This window comes from Chryseobacterium sp. POL2, assembly GCF_011058315.1.
Classification (GTDB): Bacteria; Bacteroidota; Bacteroidia; order Flavobacteriales; family Weeksellaceae; genus Soonwooa.
Map to the genome: position 1 here is coordinate 1,244,064 of NZ_CP049298.1, position 21,188 is coordinate 1,265,251.

A 21,188-nucleotide genomic window follows, 5' to 3' on the forward strand; every position below is an offset into this window, starting at 1 on the left:
ATTTGTTATTTGATAATCTTTTTAAAACGAGTTTCACCAAAACGATCTGCTTTAATAATATAAATACCTTTTGTGAATATGGAAGATGTTATGTTTAATTGTTTAAGATTCGTCCACTCTGTCCATATTAATCTGCCCACGGCATCGTAAACTTCGACTTGTCCCAAGTTTTTATCAGATTTTATTATAAAATCTTCCTCATCTTTATAAACGACGAAATCATTTTTTGTCGGATCTGTCGCATTAAGCACTAAATCTGATTTATAAATTATTTCGAAACGGCCGAGATTAAACCCTTTTTCTAATGTAAAATTGTAATTGCCATCGTTTAATTTAACAATTTTATTCAACAGCTTATCTTTAAGATAGATATCTTGTCCATCAGCGAAAATAGCATCACCTTCTGCAAAAGCTATTTTGTAATTTCCACTTTCATAAGCTTTTACACCCAATGCTATAACATCATTTCTAATATCAACATCTTGTCGTCCTTGGATGCTCAATGGCTCTGCATCGCTACTGATGCTATAAAATAAATCTGAAGCTGATGTATTGGCCAAAGCATCATATTTATCATATATATTGACAGCGCCTTCGTCATAGACAACTGCTGTACTGATGATTAAATTTTTAGGCGTTATCAATTCCAACCAATAGCGTTTGGGCTTTTCGTTTTTAAAATAAACAGCACTTGAAGTAGCGGTTCTCATCGTATTATCAAAGCTAAGACTTGCTGTTGTACTCTTAAGTTTTACAATAAAGGCCTGTCCCGACTTGATAATACTAATAGGTTTTTTAGCAGCGACGTCATTATTAAATCTGGGCGCTTGATTACCTGTTTTACTAGAAAAATTATAGGTTGCATAATTATCTCCAGAGTAATCACTGCCATATTGGTTATAATCTGTATTGCCTGTATTATCCCAGAAATAGGCATTGTTATCCTTAGCCACATCCAGCAATGTATTGTTTAAAGTATAGAATAAATCCAAATCAAAATTAGAAGGATATGGGTTGCCTGTAAGATTGTAACCATCGCCCTGACCGACATTGTTACCTACATCAAAAACAAAAGCGGCATTATTGGGCACACCACTGAAAATTGCTTTTACGGCATTTGAAGCAAGACCTATCGCTGAATAGCCTTTTGCTTTTGCAGACTTTGTGCCCGCTATTACTGGTTTGAAGGTATCTGTTTTTGTTATATACTCCATCACCTTGCCTGCCATAACAGAATTGGGACTACCATATAACGCATATAAATCTTGCTCTACAACGGGTGACGCCCAAAGATTGTATTGATTAGCTGGCACTGTTGCTTTGCGCTCTAGATTGATAGCACCTATATTATTAGCGGTAGGGTCTTGCATCAGGATAGCATTATTTTCAAACCTTACAATTCCACCTGTGTTTTGGAGACCTTGTTTGGCTTCAAGAACATTAGATGCTAGGTTATCAGCAGTTTCGGAAAGTTTTAATTCCCCTCTTACTACACTTACTAAATTATTAACCTTTGTAATTCCTGTAGCGGTTTTAATACCAGAACCTGAAATTTTTAAATGGGCATAATTAGCACCAATGGGCGATGTCGTAACAGGTGCATTGGTGATAATTTGGTTACCGCCCCTAGAATATTCGATGGTGCTGGCATTGGCAAGACTGATGTTTTCAATAGTATTATGGACAGAAGTATTGGTGCCACCACTGAAGCCGTCTTCATCACCAGTTTTGAAAATAGCATTGCTTTCCACAATAAGGCTCTGTGTGCCTACTGGACCATCTATAGTCTGTGTATTTGTTGCAAAATCAGCATTGCTTTTCACTGTAAAACTTCCTTGGTCGCGCAAGCTAATTGTCCCCGAAGTACTCCATACATTAGTCCCTGTAACTTCTATTTTGTTATATAATTTGGGAGCACGCACATTTTGACTGCTTGCATTAGCATTGTTAAATTCAACAATACCACCTGTCAAATTATAAGTCCCAGAAAGTCCCGGATTAAAACCTATCTTTTGTAGTCGATACCGGCCGCCACTCATTATAAGTCCACCATTCTCGGAAGGCAAATCACCATCGGAGAAAGAACCTGTCCCGTTATCGAGAACAGTCCCTTTTCTAATTTCTAAATAACCATTGCTATTGATTCTTTTTAATCCATTGGGTTGAAAAGTAAACGCATCTGTAAAAAGTTCTACAATTACCTTTTTGGCAGAAACAGCATTTGGTAAAGCATTACCGGAAACTTGGTTACTACGTCCTACATAGTGGTAAGTCGCATCACCTGAAAAAACCCTTGTTGTCGCATCACCTCCTATTTGTACATTTCCTGTATAAGTGCCTCCTGTCATAATCCCTTCTGGTGAAGTGATAATTAATTTCCCGCCAGCCATTAATTCAAAAGACTGAGATGTTTGATTTTCTATTCTTGATATATTATTTGCTGTCAAACCATTTAATCCAAAATCTAAGATGCCTGCATTTTCTACAATTAGTTTTGCACTTGTCCCCAGTTGCCAATCTTTGGTTAATTTGACATTAGCGCTATTTTTAATATAGAAATACAAATACATAAAATCATTGGAAGTCGTATTAGAAGTCGCGGTAATAGTTTGTGTTAAATTGGTTGGATTTCCTACAAAATTAAAGCTTGTATCAGCACTTCCTATATTAGAATTGACCAGATAGGAATTTACAGCTCCAGTATTAACCTTCTTAAAATTTCCTCCCAAATTAACCTTAGACGTATTAGGATGCGAATTGTTATTGCTCAAATTAAAAACACCGCCATTAAGAAGAAAATCACCATTTATATTTAGAAAAGCTTTTTTGTTTCCTGCTTTTGCAAGAAGGATAAAACTTCCAGCATCGTTTTTAATAAAATTCCTTTTTACAGTTAAGGTCTTATCACCATTAGTTGATTGGCCTAAAACTAAACCTGCTCCTCCAATGTATAAATCCCTTCCCACCGTTAAATTATCAAAATTGATCGCCATCTCAATACTTGAGGAGGTTGACGTATTTTTTAATTTAAGATCACGATGCGTAATTTGATACGTTCCTGAAGGGAATACCTGATTCCAGTGAGAAGAAGTTTCAATATTTAAATTTCCAAACTTTGCAGAAATACCTGCGACCGTATAATTAGAAATCATACTAGCCGTGCTAAACAAAGGACCACTACCCCATGCAGTAATATTAACATTGGAATCTTCATGAAAAATCTCAATACCATTCCAGATATTGGTATTTTCCTTAGAGATGTTAACTATGCCACCATTTTCAATCTCAAATTGGGAAGTCGGCTGTAGCGCAGTTTGAGCTTCTGAATTATTAAGATCTAGCAATCCTGCAGATCTTACAATAAGTTTGCTACTAGCACCCAAAGTTAAATTTCCATTAACAGATAAAGTCCCAGAAATAACTTCCAAACTTTTGCCATCAGCAATTCCCAAGCCTGGGTCAGTATCTCCCGAATAAACAAATACATTATTACTAATAAAAATATTCTTATACATCCTACCTCCCGCAACATCTACATAACTTCCACTTTCGATGAAAATATTTTCGGGAGTCCAACTTGCCGACTGTGGTGATACAGTAGCCGCTTGCCAGCCTCCAGAGCCATATACTTGCCAGTTGGACGTAGAAGCAAAATAAATGCTAGCAGTACTACCAGGCTCGGTCCGGAAATCACCATTTTGTGGCGCTGGTAAGATTTTTAACTGACTGCTTTTTACCATCGAAGAATTCCCAAAACTCTTCTTTAAGGAAAAATAATCATCAACAATACCTATTTTTTTTGTGAATGTCTGCTGGTTTTGATTTCTAATAATGGAAGATGTGGATCTATTATCATTTTCAAAACCCAAACGACCTGCTAATGCAGAAATAGTTTTAGCGCTAAAAAGCACCGAGGTTAAAACAAAAAGCACCATGCACGCCCTCTGTTTTGAATAAGTAGTTTTCATTATTATAGATTGTTATTAGTTTATACATAATAAATAGTATTACGTCAAACTAATTTAAAACCTAAAAATCATTTACAAAATACTCGTTTTCCATGATATACATTCTACACAAACTCTATTTAACATAATAATATTCTTAGCCAACAACTAACATAACTAGGGATAAAGTATAGATACTGTATGAGCAAAGTATTAGTTTGCTAAAAACCACACCGCCGATTAAAAAAAATCTAAGAATTATTAACAAATTATTTTATCGTCCACATCGCACTGGAGAGATTTTCCAAATGTAGAATCTTTTGGAAAGGGCTTTTGACAGCGTTCAGAACTTCGGGCGTTTGGATATAGCTGTAGCGCGACGCCATATTGTGCATATTGGAAACAATAATGAGCCAGCATTCATCAATTTTGCTTTTATAAAGTGGATATTTCACATTTTTCTTTTCGATGATGTGGAGAATTTTTTCCGCTTTCAACTCATCAAACAAAGACATGCTATAATCTAAAACCAAAAGAACGCCCTTATGATAAGGCGTTCTTCTAATGGAGGTCACATATTTTGTCGGTTTCTGATTTTGCATGGCGGTAAGAATATCTTTAATCACTTTTTCATCATCATACTGCCTCATCATCCACAAGCTAACTCCGATATAAAAAATTCCGGAAAACAATTTATCTTGTCCGAAACTTTGCTCCACATTTCGGAAAACCTGATTAATCCTCGCCTCGCTTTTCTTTAATTCGAAATGATTAATGACTTCCGAAATTTCTAGACCAATGCGTTTGGAACCAATTGTCACAATAAAATCCGGACTTTCGCCAATAAGATTTTCAATTTCAATGTCGGGATAATATTGGAGAAGACTGCTCAACAGCAACACTTCGGTTTTCTTTTGATAAGCTTCCCGCTCAGAAAGCTGCTCCCGGTCAATCTCACGACACCATTCGCTGAGTTTGTTTGCAGAATTTTTATTCCGCAACATACACAACGCCAAGCTTTTTGAAAGATCCTCCGTGAACACCATAATGCAATGATTTTATTAATCACATTCTAAATATAATCAAATAATCCATTGAAAATGAGATATTAATAAAAATTAACGTCAACAGCATCTTATGTATTTAATAATATTTTCCACTAAAGGCCAGTAGCCGCATCCTCTTATTTTTATTCTAAATGATTAAATTGCCTTCTCAAAACAAATGCCTATTCCATGGATTTTAAAAATTATAAGATGCCATACAGTATCAATCCTCAATATTCGAAAAAAACAGCTTATTTTTCAATGGAGTTTGCTATTGATCAATCTCTGAAAATATACAGTGGTGGATTAGGCTTTTTGGCGGGATCACACATGCGAAGCGCCTATAATTTAAAACAAGATTTGGTAGGTATTGGCATTTTGTGGAAATTCGGGTATTATGACCAAGCTCGCAACCACAACCAAACACTTCATCCTGTTTAGACAAAAAAAATATACTCTTATTTGGAAGATACTGGCATACTGTTCCAAATCGAAATTCACAATGCCCCTGTTTGGGTAAAAGTCTGGTACCTCAATCCTGAAACTTTCAAAACATGCCCTATGTTTTTGCTGAGTACGGACGTGCCAGAAAACGATCATCTTTCCAAAACCATTTGCCATCGCCTATACGACGCGAACGAATCTACAAAATTGGCGCAATATATTTTACTAGGAAAAGCTGGCGCAAAATTGTTGGACGAAATGAATCTTGAGCGCGAGGTTTACCATCTTAACGAAGCACATGGATTGCCCGCAGCTTTTTATTTATTAAGAAAATATGGTGGCGACCTTTCAAAAGTTAAAGAAAAATTAGTTTTCACAACGCACACCCCCGAAGAAGCGGGCAACGAAAAACACGACCTTGGGCTCTGTTACAACATGTCCTATTTCTGTGGCATGAGCAAGGAAGAAGTCAAACAATTGGAAGGCAGTAGCGATGACCAATTCAACCATTCGCTATGCGCGCTGAAGATGGCTCGTGTCGCCAATGCTGTATCTCAATTGCATGGCCTTGTTTCCCGACAGATGTGGAACAAATATCCCGGCATTTGTGAAATAAAATCAATTACCAACGCTCAGGAATTCAAATATTGGGCGGACAAACCGCTTTATAATGCCAAAGACGAAGGCGACAAAGAAACTTTTGATTTTAGAAAAAACTATTTGAAAAAAAGAGCTTTCAAAATTGTGGCTGACCAATGTGGGAAACTTTTTGATCCCCATATTTTAACAATTGTCTGGGCAAGACGTTTTGCGGGTTACAAAAGAGCAGATTTGTTACTAGCAGACAAAGAACGCTTCCGCAGACTTTTGGAAAACAAAGAATATCCTGTACAAATCATTTGGGCAGGAAAACCTTATCCCATGGACTATTCCGCAATTTCAACTTTTAATAATCTTGTTGAAGAAAATAAAATCTACAACAATATAGCAGTGCTTACAGGCTACGAATTGTCATTAAGCAAATCCCTGAAACAAGCTTCCGACATCTGGCTAAACAATCCTAGAGTTCCGCGCGAAGCGTCCGGAACTTCTGGTATGACGGCAGCAATGAATGCTTCTGTCAACCTATCAACAGACGATGGCTGGATCCCAGAATTTGCCAGACATGGCGAAAACGCCTTTGTCGTTCCGAAAGCGGATTACCACAATATGACAACTTTAGAACAAGACACTTACGACCTTAATAAATTGTACGACATTCTCGAAAACGAAATCATCCCAACCTACTACAATAACAAAAATAAATGGCGCAAAATTGTAGGCTCCGCTATGGAAGACGTGCGCTTCCAGTTCAATAGCGATCGTATGGCAGACGAATATTATAAGCTGCTGTATAACTTTTAAAACAGAAAAGCCTTTAGTAAATTAAAACTAAAGGCTTTTTATAAGATTTTTATTTTAGAAAAAATTAATGAAACTGCGCTGCTTCTGTAGAATCTTTCATCGCTACCGTTGCAGAAGTGCCATTGGTAACAATACGCTGCACTTCATCAAAATAGCCCGTTCCTACAAAACTTTGATGCTTCACAGCACGAAAACCTTTCGGTTGCAACGCAAATTCGCGTTCTTGCAACTCCGAATACCCCGCCATGCCGCGCTCTTTATAAGCCAAAGCCAACTCGAACATAGCCGTGTTCAACGCATGGAAACCAGCCAATGTGATAAACTGAAATTTGTAACCCATCTTTGCCAATTCTTCTCGAAAATCTTCCATTTCTTCAACACTCAACCGAGCTGCCCAATTGAAAGAAGGCGAGCAATTGTACGCCAACATTTTTCCAGGAAATTTAGCATGAATAGCTTCCGCAAATTGTCTGGCCTGTTCCAAATCAGGATTTGAAGTTTCCATCCAGATTAGATCGGCATAAGGCGCATAGGACAAACCTCGATCAATGCCTTGTTCCACGCCATTTTTCACAACATAAAAACCTTCCGAAGTCCGTTCGCCTGTCACAAATTTTTTATCTCGATCATCAATGTCCGACGTTAAAAGGTCCGCAGCATCGGCATCTGTTCTAGCAATAATCAAACTCGGAACTCCTAAAACATCAGCTGCCAAGCGCGCCGCAATCAATTTGTTAATCGCTTCTTGTGTCGGTACCAAAACTTTTCCTCCAAGATGGCCACATTTTTTGGCAGACGACAATTGATCTTCAAAATGAACGCCTGCGGCACCCGCTTCAATCATCTGTTTCATCAACTCAAAAGCGTTGAGATTACCTCCAAAACCTGCTTCTGCATCTGCTACAATAGGTACAAGATATTCTTTGTCGCCACCGCCATTTACCGATTGTATTTGATCTGCACGCAACAAAGCATTATTAATTTTTTTAACAACCGACGGCACCGAATTCGCAGGATATAAGGATTGATCGGGATACATTTCGCCCGACAAATTGGCATCTGCTGCCACTTGCCAACCCGACAGATAGATGGCTTCCAGACCAGCGTCCACTTCCTGCACCGCTTGATTTCCTGTCAAAGCGCCCAAGCCTGCAACATAATCTTGATTATTAAGCTTATCCCAAAGCTTTTCTGACATTTGTTTTGCAATACTGTATTCCAAGGTGTAACGTCCTCTAAGTTTTAAAACATCTTCTGCAGAATACGGTCTTGTAACGTCTTTCCAACGTGGATTGTTCAGCCAATCTTGCGCCAAAGCTTGGATTTGTTCTTGTTTTGATTTCATAATATAGTGTGATTTAGTGTGATTAAAAATGTTTGAATGTATTTAAACTTTAATCCAAATATGGATAAGCTTTTATACTTAAGAACTCGTCAAATTCTTTAGAAAAAATCATGTCATTGAAAAGGCTAATTGCTAAACCGAACTTTCCATTTTGGAAACGCTGTTCACCAACATAAGTTTTTATATTCTCTACTTCTTCATTTTCGAGTTTCAGAATTAATTCTTTTGTAACAACTTGTCCCCCCTCCAACGTCACCGACTGTCTTAGCCATTGCCATATTTGGGAGCGAGAAATTTCTGCAGTAGCTGCATCTTCCATCAAATTATAAATTGCCGCTGCACCTGTGCCCATCAACCAGGATTCGATGTAGAGAATGCTAACATTGATGTTTTTGCGAAGCCCTTTTTCTGTAATCGTTCCTGCGGGAACTTCCAAGAGTTGACTTTCCGAAATTTGATAATTAAATTGTTTATGAATTTGGTTAGGCGTTGGCATATATTGATTAAAAACTCCCATCGCAACAGGTACCAAAGCAGGATGTGCTACCCAAGTACCGTCATGCCCATTACGAACTTCGCGCTCTTTGTCGGTTCTCACTTTTTCAAAGGCTTCTTCATTAGCATTTGGATTATCTTTTACTGGAATTTGAGCCGCCATCCCACCAATCGCAGAAACGCGTCTTTTGTGACAAATCTCCACAACTCTTTTGGTATATGCCTCCATAAAAGGCGAAGTCATCGTAACCTTATCGCGGTCTGGCACCAAAAAATGCGGCAGATTTCTAAACTTTTTGATATAGGAAAAAATATAATCCCAACGACCGCAATTGAGTCCCGCACTATGTTCTTTAAGCTCAAATAAAATTTCGTCCAATTGAAAAGAAGCGGTAATGGTTTCTATAAGAACTGTTGCTTTTATGCTTCCTGTAAGGATTTTAAGATAATCTTGTGAAAACAAAAAAACGTCATTCCACCAGCGCGCTTCAAGATAATGTTCTAATTTGGGCAAATAGAAAAATGGACCACTACCTTTCATCAACAGCTTTTTAGCATTTCTGAAAAAGTAAATTCCAAAATCCACCAAAGATGCAGACATCATTTCGCCATCAACCAAAATATGTTTTTCATCGAGATGCAAGCCGCGTGGCCTCACCAGCAAAACTGCAGTTTTTTCATTAAGCTGATAAGATTTTCCTTCGGGTGACACAAAATCAATTGTTCTGCTAATGGCGTCACTTAGATTAATTTGTCCTTGCATACAATTTTCCCAAGTCGGCGAATTGCTATCTTCAAAATCCGCCATAAAAATTTTAGCTCCAGAGTTCAGCGCGTTAATAATCATCTTTCGATCCACGGGGCCTGTAATTTCTACACGGCGATCATGCAAATCGCGAGGCAGCGGCGCACATATCCAATTTGCTGTTCGCACTTCTTTTGTTTCCTCTAAAAAGCGAGGTAATTTTCCGGCATCAAATTCTTTTTGAATTCTTTTTCTATTTTCGAGAAGTTCTAAACGGCGCTTATTAAAAGTCTGATGCAATGCTAATAAAAAATCCTTAACGCTTTCCGTAAATACTGACTCATAATCATTTGCACTATTTATTGAGATTTGATTTAAACTTTTCATTTTTAATTTAATTGTGATTGGTGTGACAAATCTAATAAAAATATTTTCACTATTAGCGAACGTTCGCTAAATTTTTAAAAAAATTATTATGTAAACAATTGCTTTATTTTTATATTTGTTTTATGAATGCTGATAGCGACTATATCCGAGTAATTTTTGGTCTTAAACTAAGACAACAACGCCAGAAAAGAAATTGGTCTTTACAAGATCTTGCTAACCAAACTGGCTTGTCAAAATCTTATCTTAACGAAATCGAAAATGGTAAAAAATACCCCAAACATGACAAAATCATCCAAGTCGCAGAAACCTTAGGATGCAGTTTTGATGATTTGGTATCGACAAAACTCGACAGAAGTCTTGCGCCAATTAATGAAATTTTACAATCAGATGTATTTAAAGAAATCCCGTTGGATCTTTTCGGGATCAACCGTAATAATCTGATCGGAATGATAAGCGAAGCGCCAAAAAAAGTTACAGCTTTCATCAATACACTTATTGAAATTTCGCAGAATTATAACCTTGGAAAAGAACGTTTTTTCTTTGCAGTATTGCGCTCTTTTCAGGAATTATACAACAATCATTTCCCTGAAATCGAGGAAAAAGCTGAGGCTTTTTACCAGCAATACAACCTAAAGCCCCGTGAACTGAAATCCTCGGATTTAGAAAATATTTTAATCGAAGATTTTGGCTACCAAATAAGCTCACGAGATTTTAATGAATTTGGTACTTTGCAACATTTAAGATCTTTATTTATTCCTGAAAAAAAGAATTTATTACTCAATCAAAGGCTTGATGAAAATCAAAAAACTTTCATTTTAGCCAAAGAAATTGGATTCCAAGTTTTGGATCTAAAATTGCGCCCCAACACGTATTCTTGGGTTGACATCCATAGTTTTGAAGAAATCCTGAATAATTATTATGCTTCATATTTCGCTGGCGGATTATTGATTCCTAAAAAAGAACTGGTACAGAAAACGGCTGATTTTTTCGATCATAAAGAATGGAAAGCCTCACATTTCGAAGATTTAATTCAGCATTTCACAAATTCTCCAGAAACATTATATTATCGTTTGACTAATATTTTAGCTTCAGAATTTGGGATAAAGGACTTATTTTATTTATGTTTTGTCAAAAAGAAAAACACACATAAAGTACAGATTTTAAAAGAGTTACACCTCAACCAACAACAAGCGCCACGATCTAATGCCATGAATGAACACTATTGTCGTCGATGGGTTTCTGTAAGAAATCTGGAACAATTGGAAACTGAAGATACACAAATGACTGATGCCCAAATTTCACATTACAAAGATTTTGGACTTAGTTATCTTGTGATATCAACCTCCCAAAAAAATCCATTTTCGGACGGAAGCAACAGAAGTTATTGTCTTGGAATTTTGTTGAATAGTAATTCTCTAAAAAAAATAAATTTCTCAAAAAGTGACGCTTTGCCCATTGTTGAAGTTGGTGTCACCTGCGAACATTGCAGCATCGGCAATTGCGATGTAAGACAAGCTCCGGCGACAAGACTCGATAAAGAACATTTCAATAACGACATGAAAAAGTCCATTGAAAAAATCCGATCTCAATTTTTAAAATCATCTTAAAAATTTGATTATCTTCGACTTAAACTAAAAGTCATGTTATTGGATTTGATTTTTCCGACGCGTTGTTTGTCTTGTGATACTATCATTCCGTCAAATTCTATATTGTGTGAAAATTGCGAAGAACAACTCAGTTACACACATTTTAAATTTGATTCTGAAAACATTTTAACACAAAAAGCCAAGCTCCTTTTTCCTGTTGAAAAAGCTTTTGCTTTGTTTTATTTTAAAGATGAAAATTTAGCTCAAAAACTAATTCACGGTCTGAAATATGGCAATCAGCAATTCATTGGAAAACATCTTGCGCAATGTATTCATGATCGAATTAAGCTGAACGAAATTGATGAAATAATCAGCGTTCCGTTGCATGAAAAAAAGCTAAAACAACGCGGTTACAACCAATTGACTTTATTTGGAAATACTTTATCAAAACTATATAATATCCCAGTAAATCATCAATTTTTAAAACGGAATTCCCACGACAAGGCGCAAGCCCAAAAAGACAAAACGCATCGCGAGGAAACGAAAAGTGTATTCAGTTCACAATCTAGTCAAGATAGCAAACACATTCTTTTAATAGATGATGTTTTCACAACAGGAAATACTTTATCGAGCATCGCATGGGAAATTTTAAGCAAAAACCCCAACTATCGCATCAGCATTTTGGTAATTGCAATAGACTAAGTATTGGTCATGAATTATTAAAAAATTACCGTTGAAGCTTTTCTCCGTAAGCCAAATCTCCTGCATCGCCCAAACCTGGCGTGATATAACCTTTTGACGTCAAACCAGAATCGATAACACCCACCCAAATTTTAGCATTTGGAAAAGCATCTTGTATAGCTTTCACACCTTGTTGACTGGCAATTGCTGCTACGATATGCATTTCTGTTGGCGTTCCGTTGGTCAGCAAATCTTTTATAGCTTCGATAAGGGAAGCTCCCGTTGCCAACATAGGATCTGCAACAATTAGAGGACGTCCGTCTAGATTTGGACACGTCAAATAATCTTGTTTTATAGAGAAATAATCGTTGACATCATGCTTTCTATAAGCTGCAACAAAACCACAATCGGCTTTATCAAAATAATTAAGAACACCCTGAAACAAAGGAACTCCCGCTCTAAGAATAGTTGTAATAACAGGCTGAACCGCAATTTCGCGACCTTTCACTTTATCCAAAGGTGTTGTAATCTCCACCTCAACTTGTGCCATACCTTTGGAAATCTCGAAAGCAGCAATCTCACCGATGCGCTCCAAGTTTCTACGGAACTTCATGCGGTCTTGTTGTACATCAACATTTCTTAAATCATTAATCCATGAGTTAACTAAAGAAAATTCTTGGGATAATTCTTTTATCATAAAAACGGGTTCTTAGTTTAAATATAAAAATGAGCTTTAAAGTTAAGCAATAAAAAGCCTTCCGAAAAATCCGAAAGGCTGATATTTTATTTTTGTCTGAAATAAATCTCGATTGGAACTCCAGTAAAATCAAAGTTCTTACGCAACTGATTCTCTACAAATCGTTTGTAAGGTTCTTTCACATATTGCGGAAGATTACAGAAAAACACAAATTGTGGCGATGGCGTTGGCAACTGCACACAATACTTGATTTTCACATATTTACCTTTCAAAGCTGGAGGTGGTGTATTTTCCATGATTGGAAGCATCAATTCGTTCAGTTTTGAAGTTTTGATGCGTTGTTTACGATTTTCATAAACTTGCATTGCTACTTCAACCGCTTTTAGAATACGTTGCTTGGTTAGAGCTGAAACAAACAATACTGGAATATCACTGAACATTCCGATTTTGTCTTTAATTTTGGCTTCGAAATCGCGCATGGTATTGGTTTCTTTCTCGACCAAGTCCCACTTGTTTACCAAAATGACAACGCCTTTTCTATTTTTTTGAGCCAAACTAAAGATGTTCATATCTTGCGATTCCCAACCCAAAGTTGCATCAATCATCAAAATCACAACATCCGAATGCTCAATAGAACGGATAGAACGCATTACGGAGTAAAACTCCAAATCTTCAGAAACTCTTGATTTTCTACGCATTCCCGCCGTATCAACCAATACGAACTCGTGCCCGAATTTGTTATACAAAGTTTCAATACTGTCACGCGTTGTACCTGCAATGTCGGTTACAATATTTCTTTCGTTATCCAGCAAAGCGTTTGTTAAAGTGGATTTACCAACATTTGGACGTCCAGCAATGGTAATTTTTGGCAAACCTTCGAAAGGATCTTTATACTCTGTCGTTGGGAAATCCGCGACAACGGCATCCAGCAATTCCCCAGTACCAGAACCTGTTGCAGAAGAAAGCGTATAATATTTTTCTACTCCTAGCTGATAAAATTCGGTTGCAGGAAGTTCTTCTTTAGCAGAATCTACTTTGTTAACAACCAAATATAAAGGTTTGTTGGCTTTTCTCAACAATTCAAAAACTTCATAATCTGTATCGGTAAGACCTTCTTCAACATTAACCATAAAAATAATGGAAGTCGCTTCTTCAACAGCCAATTGTACTTGTTTACGAATTTCTTCTTCAAAAATATCATCCGAACCGATGTCGTAACCTCCAGTATCAATAACTGTAAAATCTACACCATTCCAATCAGATTTTCCATAGTGACGGTCTCTGGTAACACCAGCTGTAGAATCTACAATAGCTTCTCTTCTTTCTAATAAACGGTTGAATAAAGTGGATTTTCCCACATTCGGTCGGCCAACAATAGCAACAATATTGCTCATAAAAAATGTTTAATAATCCTTAGCATCATAAGAAATTGCTTCAGGATAAGATTATTAATGGGTTTCTCCGACTCTCGGAGCCCAATTTTTTTGCAAAGATAGACTTTTTTGAATTAATTATTTTTTTGTTATCAAATTGACTATATTTTTAACAATATTAATATTTACTATTGTATACATAGTATTAGTAATTTTAATTTTATTGACTTTATAACAATTCAGCTATATTGTTATAAAATATTTAAAGTTATGAAGAAAATACTATTATTTTGTTTAACCACAAGCTTTATGAGCTGTGCTTTTAGCCAAACCTTATGGGAGGATAATTTTGAATCTTACACTGCGGAAATTTCACAGACCAAGGTGGCTGGGTAAGAGATGGTGGCGAAGATGATTGGGTAAAAATTACTAAAATAAGTCCTGCTAAAGGGAAAAGCTTACAACTTAATACCAATGAAGAAAACGATTCTGGTATTTTTGTAACCCACGAAAACAATTGGGAAAACCGAAATGCTGGCAACAACATTTTTGTGGCTGAATTCGATTATTATACTGGAGACCAACTGGATAGCCTTGGAATCGTTGTACTTGGCACTTCCGATTTTGATATTATTGCAGAAACTGGATGGGATATAGAAACTGAAATCCTTTATCTTTCTGGTGCAGAAATGTTTGGAACTTTGTTAGAAAACCCAACGCCAAACACTTGGTATCATATAACAACAACTTTCAACACCAATACTGGCGAAATAAAAGCTCGTGTCAACAACGAGCCTATTGTTAGGGGTTTTGCAGATGTAGAATTGCTTCCAGAAATCTTCGATTATTCATCGATTATGGGGTCAACAATTGCTATTGACAACGTCGTGGTATCTGCCAAATCTACAGATGTGCTAACTACTGGAGAACATTCTGCAACATCAAAATCTACTCGTATTTATCCCAATCCTGTTCGTGATAACATAAAAATTTCTACTAAAAAGAACATCGCGGAAAGTAGAATTATTGATTTTTCTGGAAAAACACTTCTTAGTTTTGGAAATCAAAAAAGTCTCAATGTACAATCTCTAACTCCGGGTACATATATTCTCACAATAAAGTATGACGATAATAGCCAAGAAACGCTTAAACTAATCAAAAAACAATCATACCATAATTAAAAAAATTTCAAAAATAGACAGTGCAAAGTTTGCATTGTCTATTTTATTTTAAGATTAAAAACCTCATCACTTCATCAACAATCAAAATGATTAATAATTGTTTTTAAATAATAAAAATCTGCAAACCATTAATAAACTATAGAAATTTCTTAAATTCACTTTTTCAAAAAAGGTATAAAATGAAAAAAATAATCACAGTCCTTTTGGTGGCATTTATAATGATTCAGTTTTTCCCAATTGACAAAACCAATCCTGAAATAAATCCTAAAATGGATTTTGTGAACACCAAACAACCTCCTGTTGCCATTGCAAAAATTCTGAAAACCTCTTGCTACGATTGCCATTCTAACGAAACACGTTATCCTTGGTACGCGAGTATTGCGCCCTCTTCATGGTTTTTGAAAAAACATATTGACGAGGGTCGAAAAAAACTAAACTTTTCAACTTGGGCAACTTATGAGCCAAAACGCCAACTTCATAAATTAGATGAAAATATCGAAATGCTGGAAAAAGACGAAATGCCTTTGGAATCTTATATTTTGGGACATCCTGATGCCAAGTTAACGACAGAATCCAAAAAATTATTAATCGAATATTTTCGACAGATTCAAAGAGATACAAAAGAGGCAAATCCTATACTGTGATGAAAAACCTCGAATCTATTAGCGAGAAGCACTCCATCGTTTTTTACGATGGCGATTGCGGTTTTTGTAATTATTGGGTGCAATGGATTTTGAAGTGCGACAAAAAAGATCAGTTTCTTTTTGCTTCGTTACAGTCAGATTTAGGTCAAGATTTTTTAAAACAAAGACATCTTAACCTTAAAGATTTTGACACGATTTATCTTTGGAAACCCAAACATTATTATTTAAAAAAATCCGATGCCGCAATACAAATCGCTGCGGATCTATCTATTTTTTATGAATTATTAAAACTCGGAAAGATCATACCAAAATTTATACGAGATGGTTTGTATGACATTATTGCTGCACGAAGAAAAAAATTAATGAAAGCATTCTGTACACTGCCTTCAGATAAAGACAAAAAGAAATTTTTGAACTAAATAACATCATTTAATCTCATATTATGATAGTTTAAACATTCTATATTTTTCGGTATTTCTTCAGTCATTTTAAAGTAATTGTCAACAAAAATGTCAGGCTTTTTATTTTTATAAAATTTTTAATTTTTGAAAAACTTCTAAACCATAAACAGATTCTATATTTTCATATATTTGCATCATGGAATATAACACCCAAAGAACCGCACTTCAAATGCCAGAATATGGCAGAATGATACAAGAAATGGTGGAAATCTGCAGAGAACTCCCCACCAAAGAAGCACGTAACGAAGCTGCCGCTACCATCATCGAATTTATGGGACAACGCAATCCACATCTTAATGATGAAGAAAACTATAAGCACAAACTTTGGAACCATCTTTTTATTCTAGCAAGCTATGATCTCGATGTAGATTCGCCATATCCAATATTATCGCAAGAAGAACTAAGTACAAAACCTAGAAAAATGCCTTATCCTTCTTTCGATAACGATTACAAATTCTATGGAAAAAGTATTTTGCAACTTATCGAACACGCTATCGAACTAGATGCAGGCGACGAAAAAGATGCGCTAATCCAAGTTATTGCGAATAATATGAAAAAGTCTTACAATGTTTACAATAAAGAACATGTGCAAGATGACGTGATTTTCCGCCACCTAAAAGACTTATCCAATAACAGACTGGACCTTACCGGACTAGACAGTCTGGACAAAAGTAAAATCTACTACAATACCAATCGCAAAAATAATAACAATAACAGCAACCACAACAAAAACAACAGAAACCAAAACACAAATAATAACGCAAAAAGAAGACATCAAAACAACCAAAACAATCAGAAAAACAGAAAATAAATGAACGGTGCATTTGAGATAAGAGGAGGAAAAACTTTACAAGGCGATATTACACCACAAGGTGCAAAAAATGAAGCGCTTCAGATATTATGTGCTGTTTTGTTAACGGATGAAGAAGTCAGAATTAAAAATATTCCCGACATACACGATGTTAATAGGCTAATTGAAATTCTTGGTGACCTTAATGTCAAAATCATCAAAAACGGACATGGCGACTACACTTTCAAAGCCGATGCTGTTAATTTTAATTATATAAAATCCTCTGAGTTTAAAAAAGATGGCGCCAAATTGCGTGGATCGGTTATGCTATTAGGCCCGATGTTAGCGCGTTATGGCGAAGCTTATATGCCAACGCCAGGCGGTGACAAAATCGGTAGACGCCGTCTGGATACACATTTCCAAGGTTTTGTAGAATTGGGTGCCGAATTTTCTTATGACGAGGACGAACAATATTATTCTCTAAAAGCTAAAGAACTTCAAGGTAAATTTATTTTATTGGAAGAAGCTTCAGTAACAGGGACTGCCAATATCATTATGGCTGCTGTTCTAGCAAAAGGCAAAACCAGAATTTACAACGCTGCATGTGAGCCCTATCTGCAACAGCTTTGCAAAATGCTAAACAGAATGGGCGCGAATATTTCTGGTATTGGTTCAAATCTTTTAACAATCGAAGGTGTAGACTATCTTGGAGGAACAGAACACACGATGTTACCCGATATGGTGGAAATTGGCTCTTGGATTGGACTGGCAGCCATGACAAAATCTGAAATTACCATTAAAAATGTCAATTGGAATCAATTGGGCATCATTCCTGACACTTTTAGAAAATTAGGAATTCAGCTTGAGCGAAGTGGCGAAGACATTTACATTCCTGCTCAGGAAAATTATACAATTCAGAAGTTTATCGACGGATCCATATTAACAGTTTCTGATGCGCCTTGGCCAGGATTTACGCCAGATTTATTATCCATCATATTGGTGGTGGCAACACAAGCAAAAGGTACTGTTTTGGTTCATCAAAAAATGTTTGAATCCAGATTATTCTTCGTTGATAAATTAATTGACATGGGTGCACAAATTATCCTTTGCGATCCACACCGCGCAACAGTTGTCGGCCTAAACCACGAAACACCACTGCGTGGAACAACGATGATTTCGCCAGATATCCGCGCTGGTAACGCATTGTTAATCGCGGCACTTTCTGCCGAAGGCAAATCGGTAATCCACAATATTGAACAAATCGACCGTGGTTACGAAAATATCGACGGAAGACTAAAAGCATTAGGCGCTGATATTACAAGAATATAAATTATAAAGACTGGAAAATTTTCCTGTCTTTATTTTTTAAAAGCATTCATCAAATTTTTCTTAATTTTAAATAATTAAAAAATTAAATGATGGACACAAAACACATCGGAATTTTTGTAGGAAGCCTCCGCAAAGAATCCTTTTCCAGAAAAGTAGCTGAAGAAATCATCAGTTTGGAACCGCCAACTTTTAAATTCAAAATAATATCAATTGGGCAATTGCCGTTGTACAATCAAGATTTTGATGACCATGACCAAGTTCCCGAAAGTTATATTAGTTTCCGAAAGGAAGTTGACCAGCTCGATGGCGTTATTTTTGTAACGCCCGAATATAATCGTGGTTTGCCTGCTGTACTCAAAAATGCAATTGATGTTGCGTCGCGACCTGCTGGCAAAAATGTTTGGACAAAAAAACCAAGTGCTGTCATCAGTAATTCTCCAGGAATGCTAGGCGCTTTTGGAGCCAATCATCAATTGCGACAAAGCTTAACTTCTGTGAATATATACACCATGCAACAGCCCGAGATTTATTTAAGTCAGATTTCAAAAGCCTTTGATGAGTCTGGCAAAATAGACGATCGCACGACCGATTATTTAAAAAAATTCATCAACGCCTATGTGGATTGGTTTAATAAATTTTAAATAAAATCTCTATTCAGAAGTTTTAAAAATTTGGTTGGATTGCGGTAAATAAGTTTACCAACCGCCACCGCCACCACCACCGCCGCCGCCGCCAGAGAAGCCGCCACCTCCAGAGCCACTTCCGCCAGAACTGCTGTTGGAAGGCGCAGTAGAACTGGAACTAATCGATTTTGTCAAACTGGAATTAATAGAACTGCCGAAGTTGCCCATTCCCGAAAAATGGCCAACATACCAAGAACTTGTGTAGCCAGAAGCCATTGCCAGCAAAGCGATTTCAAACTTTTCTCCCCAAATTTTGTCAACGCCTAAAACCATGGCGTAAGGTAAATATTTTTCAAAAATTTCGGGGGTCATTTTGGGTGAATTATGAAATTTTAATTGTTCATTTTCGGCGGCACCCATGTACATTTTGAATCCGTCGATTAAAGATTGCTGCTTCAGCTTTGCTTCCGAAGGTCGTTTAATATAATATTGAAAAGCTAATATTAGGATAAACGACAAAATAATAAACTGAAAACAGTATTTGATGTTCTTGTCAACACCTATGGCGACACCTGCCAAAACTATTGGAATTGTAAAACCTAACGCCCAAAATATTAAAAAAATAGCGGCACAACCTTTAATTTTTATTTTCTTATAAAACGAGGTGACAACAAAATAAATGATAAGCAGCGCAACATATACAAAAACGCCTGGAATCATAAAACTCATTTCATCGGCTTTGTAAGAGCTAATTAATAAGGCTACAAAATATATACATGTAATTAACAATGCTGGAATCCAAAGTATATTTCGGTTGTTCCCTTCTTGGAGAAATTTGTCGTGTTGATAAGACAAACTTGCTTTGAAACTCTCGACTGTGCTTTCAATTTTGGGATCATAAGACCCTTTAAAATCTACGACATCACGGTTTTTAAATAAATTATCCAAAACCCCAATTTCTTCTTTTGCTAAAGAATTATCTGCATTTTTCAGTTTTTCAACACGGTAATATTTTCTTTTTCTAAGACCTAAAAAACCTTCACTCTCTTGCTCAAGAATTTTTAAAAAGCCTTTAATAGCGAGATTGACGATGCTTGCTGTAAGATATTCATTTTTATAATTTTCAAATTTGATGTAACCCAAACTTGCTGGCGACAAATTATCTGGAACATTAAACTGAGGATAAATCGTTGGTTTGGGCGGATCCACACCATATGTTCTCCATTTTTGATAGCAAAATGCCATTAATCCCAACATTGACAGAATTAATAAAAGGAGAATGCCATTTTCTTCAAAGAAAGTTGGTGGTGGTGGTGCTTGTATCAAAGCTTTATTAAATCCCACGGCAATGGTTAAATTTTCGCCACTTCCGAGATGGGAAGCCTTCCATCCGATGGTGTGATTGTCAAGAATTTCTGAACTACAATTGGTCGCGGTACTTCTCGCTTCGCCAGTATAGCAAGCATTTTGAAGAATCTTAGCACCAAATGGCAAGACGACTTTCGCAGAAATAGAATCTATTGGAAAAGCCCAATCTGTTCCGTTGACATTCCAATACAGCTCATCATAATTTTGGAAAAAACCAATTTGATTGTCTAATGTATATTTGATTGCATAAGAATATTCGCCTGCTGGCAAGTCAATATCTTTATTACCAATGTAGATTTTGTAATAGCCAGAGCTACTTTCGGAGTGATACTCTTCCTTTTTTCCATCACGCGTTACAGAAAGAATATTGTATTTAAGTTTTTGATTTTTCCCATTAAACTCGCGTGTTGTTAAAAAAGTTCTGAAAATACCGTGGTTAATATCCTTTCCTAAGCTATAAACTTTAATATGTTCCGTAACTTCTATTCCACCTTTTTCATTGACCAAAATATCAGCATGATAGTTCAGTATTCGCTCCGATTGATAAGTTGATGCTACCTCGCTAACATTAAGACGATCAGAATTTTGTCCAAAATTAAATACTGAACAAAAAATGCAAAATATTAAAAGCAGGCGTTTCAT

15 protein-coding genes and 1 pseudogene are annotated in these 21,188 nt (G+C 36.3%); 9 read left to right on the forward strand and 7 right to left on the reverse strand.

All coding sequences use genetic code 11. The features are described from left to right. Positions 1-5: 5 nt before the first annotated feature. Together G6R40_RS05765 and G6R40_RS05770 are read right to left on the reverse strand one after the other, a co-directional pair. The gene (locus G6R40_RS05765; protein ID WP_165132853.1) at positions 6-3,968 is read right to left on the reverse strand and encodes a T9SS type A sorting domain-containing protein; all 3,963 of its coding nucleotides are present in this window, start codon (positions 3,966-3,968) and stop codon (positions 6-8) included. A gap of 248 nt (positions 3,969-4,216) precedes the next feature. Then, positions 4,217-4,993 carry a hypothetical protein gene (locus G6R40_RS05770; protein ID WP_165132856.1) on the reverse strand — a complete coding sequence of 259 codons (777 nt, stop codon included), beginning with the start codon at positions 4,991-4,993 and terminating at the stop codon, positions 4,217-4,219. A gap of 189 nt (positions 4,994-5,182) precedes the next feature. Here G6R40_RS05770 and glgP point away from each other — a divergent pair. Further along, positions 5,183-6,841, forward strand: a pseudogene (gene glgP / locus G6R40_RS05775) (alpha-glucan family phosphorylase). Between the two features lie 64 nt (positions 6,842-6,905). On the opposite strand, the gene aceA reads toward glgP, so the two are convergent. Both aceA and aceB read right to left on the reverse strand, forming a co-directional pair. Continuing rightward, positions 6,906-8,186, reverse strand: coding sequence for an isocitrate lyase (gene aceA / locus G6R40_RS05780; RefSeq protein ID WP_165132859.1), 1,281 nt, complete (start codon positions 8,184-8,186; stop codon positions 6,906-6,908). Positions 8,187-8,235: 49 nt separating this feature from the next. Then, positions 8,236-9,813 carry a malate synthase A gene (aceB, locus tag G6R40_RS05785; RefSeq protein ID WP_165132862.1) on the reverse strand — a complete coding sequence of 526 codons (1,578 nt, stop codon included), beginning with the start codon at positions 9,811-9,813 and terminating at the stop codon, positions 8,236-8,238. A 122-nt stretch (positions 9,814-9,935) separates the two neighbouring features. On the opposite strand from aceB, the gene G6R40_RS05790 reads away from it, so the two are divergent. Together G6R40_RS05790 and G6R40_RS05795 are read left to right on the forward strand one after the other, a co-directional pair. After that, entirely contained in the window at positions 9,936-11,420 is a 1,485-nt protein-coding gene (locus G6R40_RS05790) for a helix-turn-helix domain-containing protein (protein WP_165132865.1), read from the forward strand. Between the two features lie 33 nt (positions 11,421-11,453). Further along, positions 11,454-12,101, forward strand: coding sequence for a ComF family protein (locus tag G6R40_RS05795; RefSeq protein WP_165132868.1), 648 nt, complete (start codon positions 11,454-11,456; stop codon positions 12,099-12,101). A 25-nt stretch (positions 12,102-12,126) separates the two neighbouring features. Here the strand turns inward: G6R40_RS05795 and upp are convergent, their stop codons facing one another. Beyond that, the gene (gene upp, locus G6R40_RS05800) at positions 12,127-12,777 is read right to left on the reverse strand and encodes a uracil phosphoribosyltransferase (RefSeq protein ID WP_165132871.1); all 651 of its coding nucleotides are present in this window, start codon (positions 12,775-12,777) and stop codon (positions 12,127-12,129) included. Positions 12,778-12,863: 86 nt separating this feature from the next. Beyond that, positions 12,864-14,171: a ribosome biogenesis GTPase Der gene (gene der, locus G6R40_RS05805; RefSeq protein ID WP_165132874.1), complete on the reverse strand. Its 1,308-nt coding sequence runs from the start codon at positions 14,169-14,171 to the stop codon at positions 12,864-12,866. Between the two features lie 530 nt (positions 14,172-14,701). Here der and G6R40_RS05810 point away from each other — a divergent pair. The 6 genes from G6R40_RS05810 to G6R40_RS05835 all read left to right on the forward strand — a co-directional run bounded on the left by G6R40_RS05810 (position 14,702) and on the right by G6R40_RS05835 (position 19,196). Next, entirely contained in the window at positions 14,702-15,331 is a 630-nt protein-coding gene (locus tag G6R40_RS05810; protein WP_165132877.1) for a T9SS type A sorting domain-containing protein, read from the forward strand. Positions 15,332-15,510: 179 nt separating this feature from the next. After that, on the forward strand, positions 15,511-15,975 hold the full coding sequence (locus G6R40_RS05815) for a heme-binding domain-containing protein (RefSeq protein ID WP_165132880.1): 465 nt from the start codon (positions 15,511-15,513) through the stop codon (positions 15,973-15,975). Then, positions 15,975-16,394: a thiol-disulfide oxidoreductase DCC family protein gene (locus G6R40_RS05820; protein ID WP_165132883.1), complete on the forward strand. Its 420-nt coding sequence runs from the start codon at positions 15,975-15,977 to the stop codon at positions 16,392-16,394. The genes G6R40_RS05815 and G6R40_RS05820 overlap by 1 nt, the downstream gene beginning before the upstream one ends. Before the next feature lie 178 nt (positions 16,395-16,572). Next, the gene (locus tag G6R40_RS05825) at positions 16,573-17,247 is read left to right on the forward strand and encodes a DUF4290 domain-containing protein (RefSeq protein ID WP_165132886.1); all 675 of its coding nucleotides are present in this window, start codon (positions 16,573-16,575) and stop codon (positions 17,245-17,247) included. After that, positions 17,248-18,555: a UDP-N-acetylglucosamine 1-carboxyvinyltransferase gene (gene murA, locus G6R40_RS05830; protein WP_165132889.1), complete on the forward strand. Its 1,308-nt coding sequence runs from the start codon at positions 17,248-17,250 to the stop codon at positions 18,553-18,555. Between the two features lie 86 nt (positions 18,556-18,641). Then, positions 18,642-19,196, forward strand: a complete 555-nt coding sequence (locus tag G6R40_RS05835; protein WP_165132892.1) for an NADPH-dependent FMN reductase — start codon at positions 18,642-18,644, stop codon at positions 19,194-19,196. Positions 19,197-19,250: 54 nt separating this feature from the next. Here the strand turns inward: G6R40_RS05835 and G6R40_RS05840 are convergent, their stop codons facing one another. Continuing rightward, positions 19,251-21,188: a DUF2207 domain-containing protein gene (locus G6R40_RS05840; protein ID WP_165132895.1), complete on the reverse strand. Its 1,938-nt coding sequence runs from the start codon at positions 21,186-21,188 to the stop codon at positions 19,251-19,253.

Excerpts from the sequence above, each read along its gene's own strand:
- G6R40_RS05765 (WP_165132853.1), bottom strand. The coding sequence starts at position 3,968 with ATGAAAACTACTTATTCAAAACAGAGGGCGTGCATGGTGCTTTTTGTT.
- G6R40_RS05770 (WP_165132856.1), bottom strand. The coding sequence starts at position 4,993 with ATGGTGTTCACGGAGGATCTTTCAAAAAGCTTGGCGTTGTGTATGTTG.
- aceA (WP_165132859.1), bottom strand. The coding sequence starts at position 8,186 with ATGAAATCAAAACAAGAACAAATCCAAGCTTTGGCGCAAGATTGGCTG.
- aceB (WP_165132862.1), bottom strand. The coding sequence starts at position 9,813 with ATGAAAAGTTTAAATCAAATCTCAATAAATAGTGCAAATGATTATGAG.
- G6R40_RS05790 (WP_165132865.1), top strand. The coding sequence starts at position 9,936 with ATGAATGCTGATAGCGACTATATCCGAGTAATTTTTGGTCTTAAACTA.
- G6R40_RS05795 (WP_165132868.1), top strand. The coding sequence starts at position 11,454 with ATGTTATTGGATTTGATTTTTCCGACGCGTTGTTTGTCTTGTGATACT.
- upp (WP_165132871.1), bottom strand. The coding sequence starts at position 12,777 with ATGATAAAAGAATTATCCCAAGAATTTTCTTTAGTTAACTCATGGATT.
- der (WP_165132874.1), bottom strand. The coding sequence starts at position 14,171 with ATGAGCAATATTGTTGCTATTGTTGGCCGACCGAATGTGGGAAAATCC.
- G6R40_RS05815 (WP_165132880.1), top strand. The coding sequence starts at position 15,511 with ATGAAAAAAATAATCACAGTCCTTTTGGTGGCATTTATAATGATTCAG.
- G6R40_RS05820 (WP_165132883.1), top strand. The coding sequence starts at position 15,975 with ATGAAAAACCTCGAATCTATTAGCGAGAAGCACTCCATCGTTTTTTAC.
- G6R40_RS05825 (WP_165132886.1), top strand. The coding sequence starts at position 16,573 with ATGGAATATAACACCCAAAGAACCGCACTTCAAATGCCAGAATATGGC.
- murA (WP_165132889.1), top strand. The coding sequence starts at position 17,248 with ATGAACGGTGCATTTGAGATAAGAGGAGGAAAAACTTTACAAGGCGAT.
- G6R40_RS05835 (WP_165132892.1), top strand. The coding sequence starts at position 18,642 with ATGATGGACACAAAACACATCGGAATTTTTGTAGGAAGCCTCCGCAAA.
- G6R40_RS05840 (WP_165132895.1), bottom strand. The coding sequence starts at position 21,188 with ATGAAACGCCTGCTTTTAATATTTTGCATTTTTTGTTCAGTATTTAAT.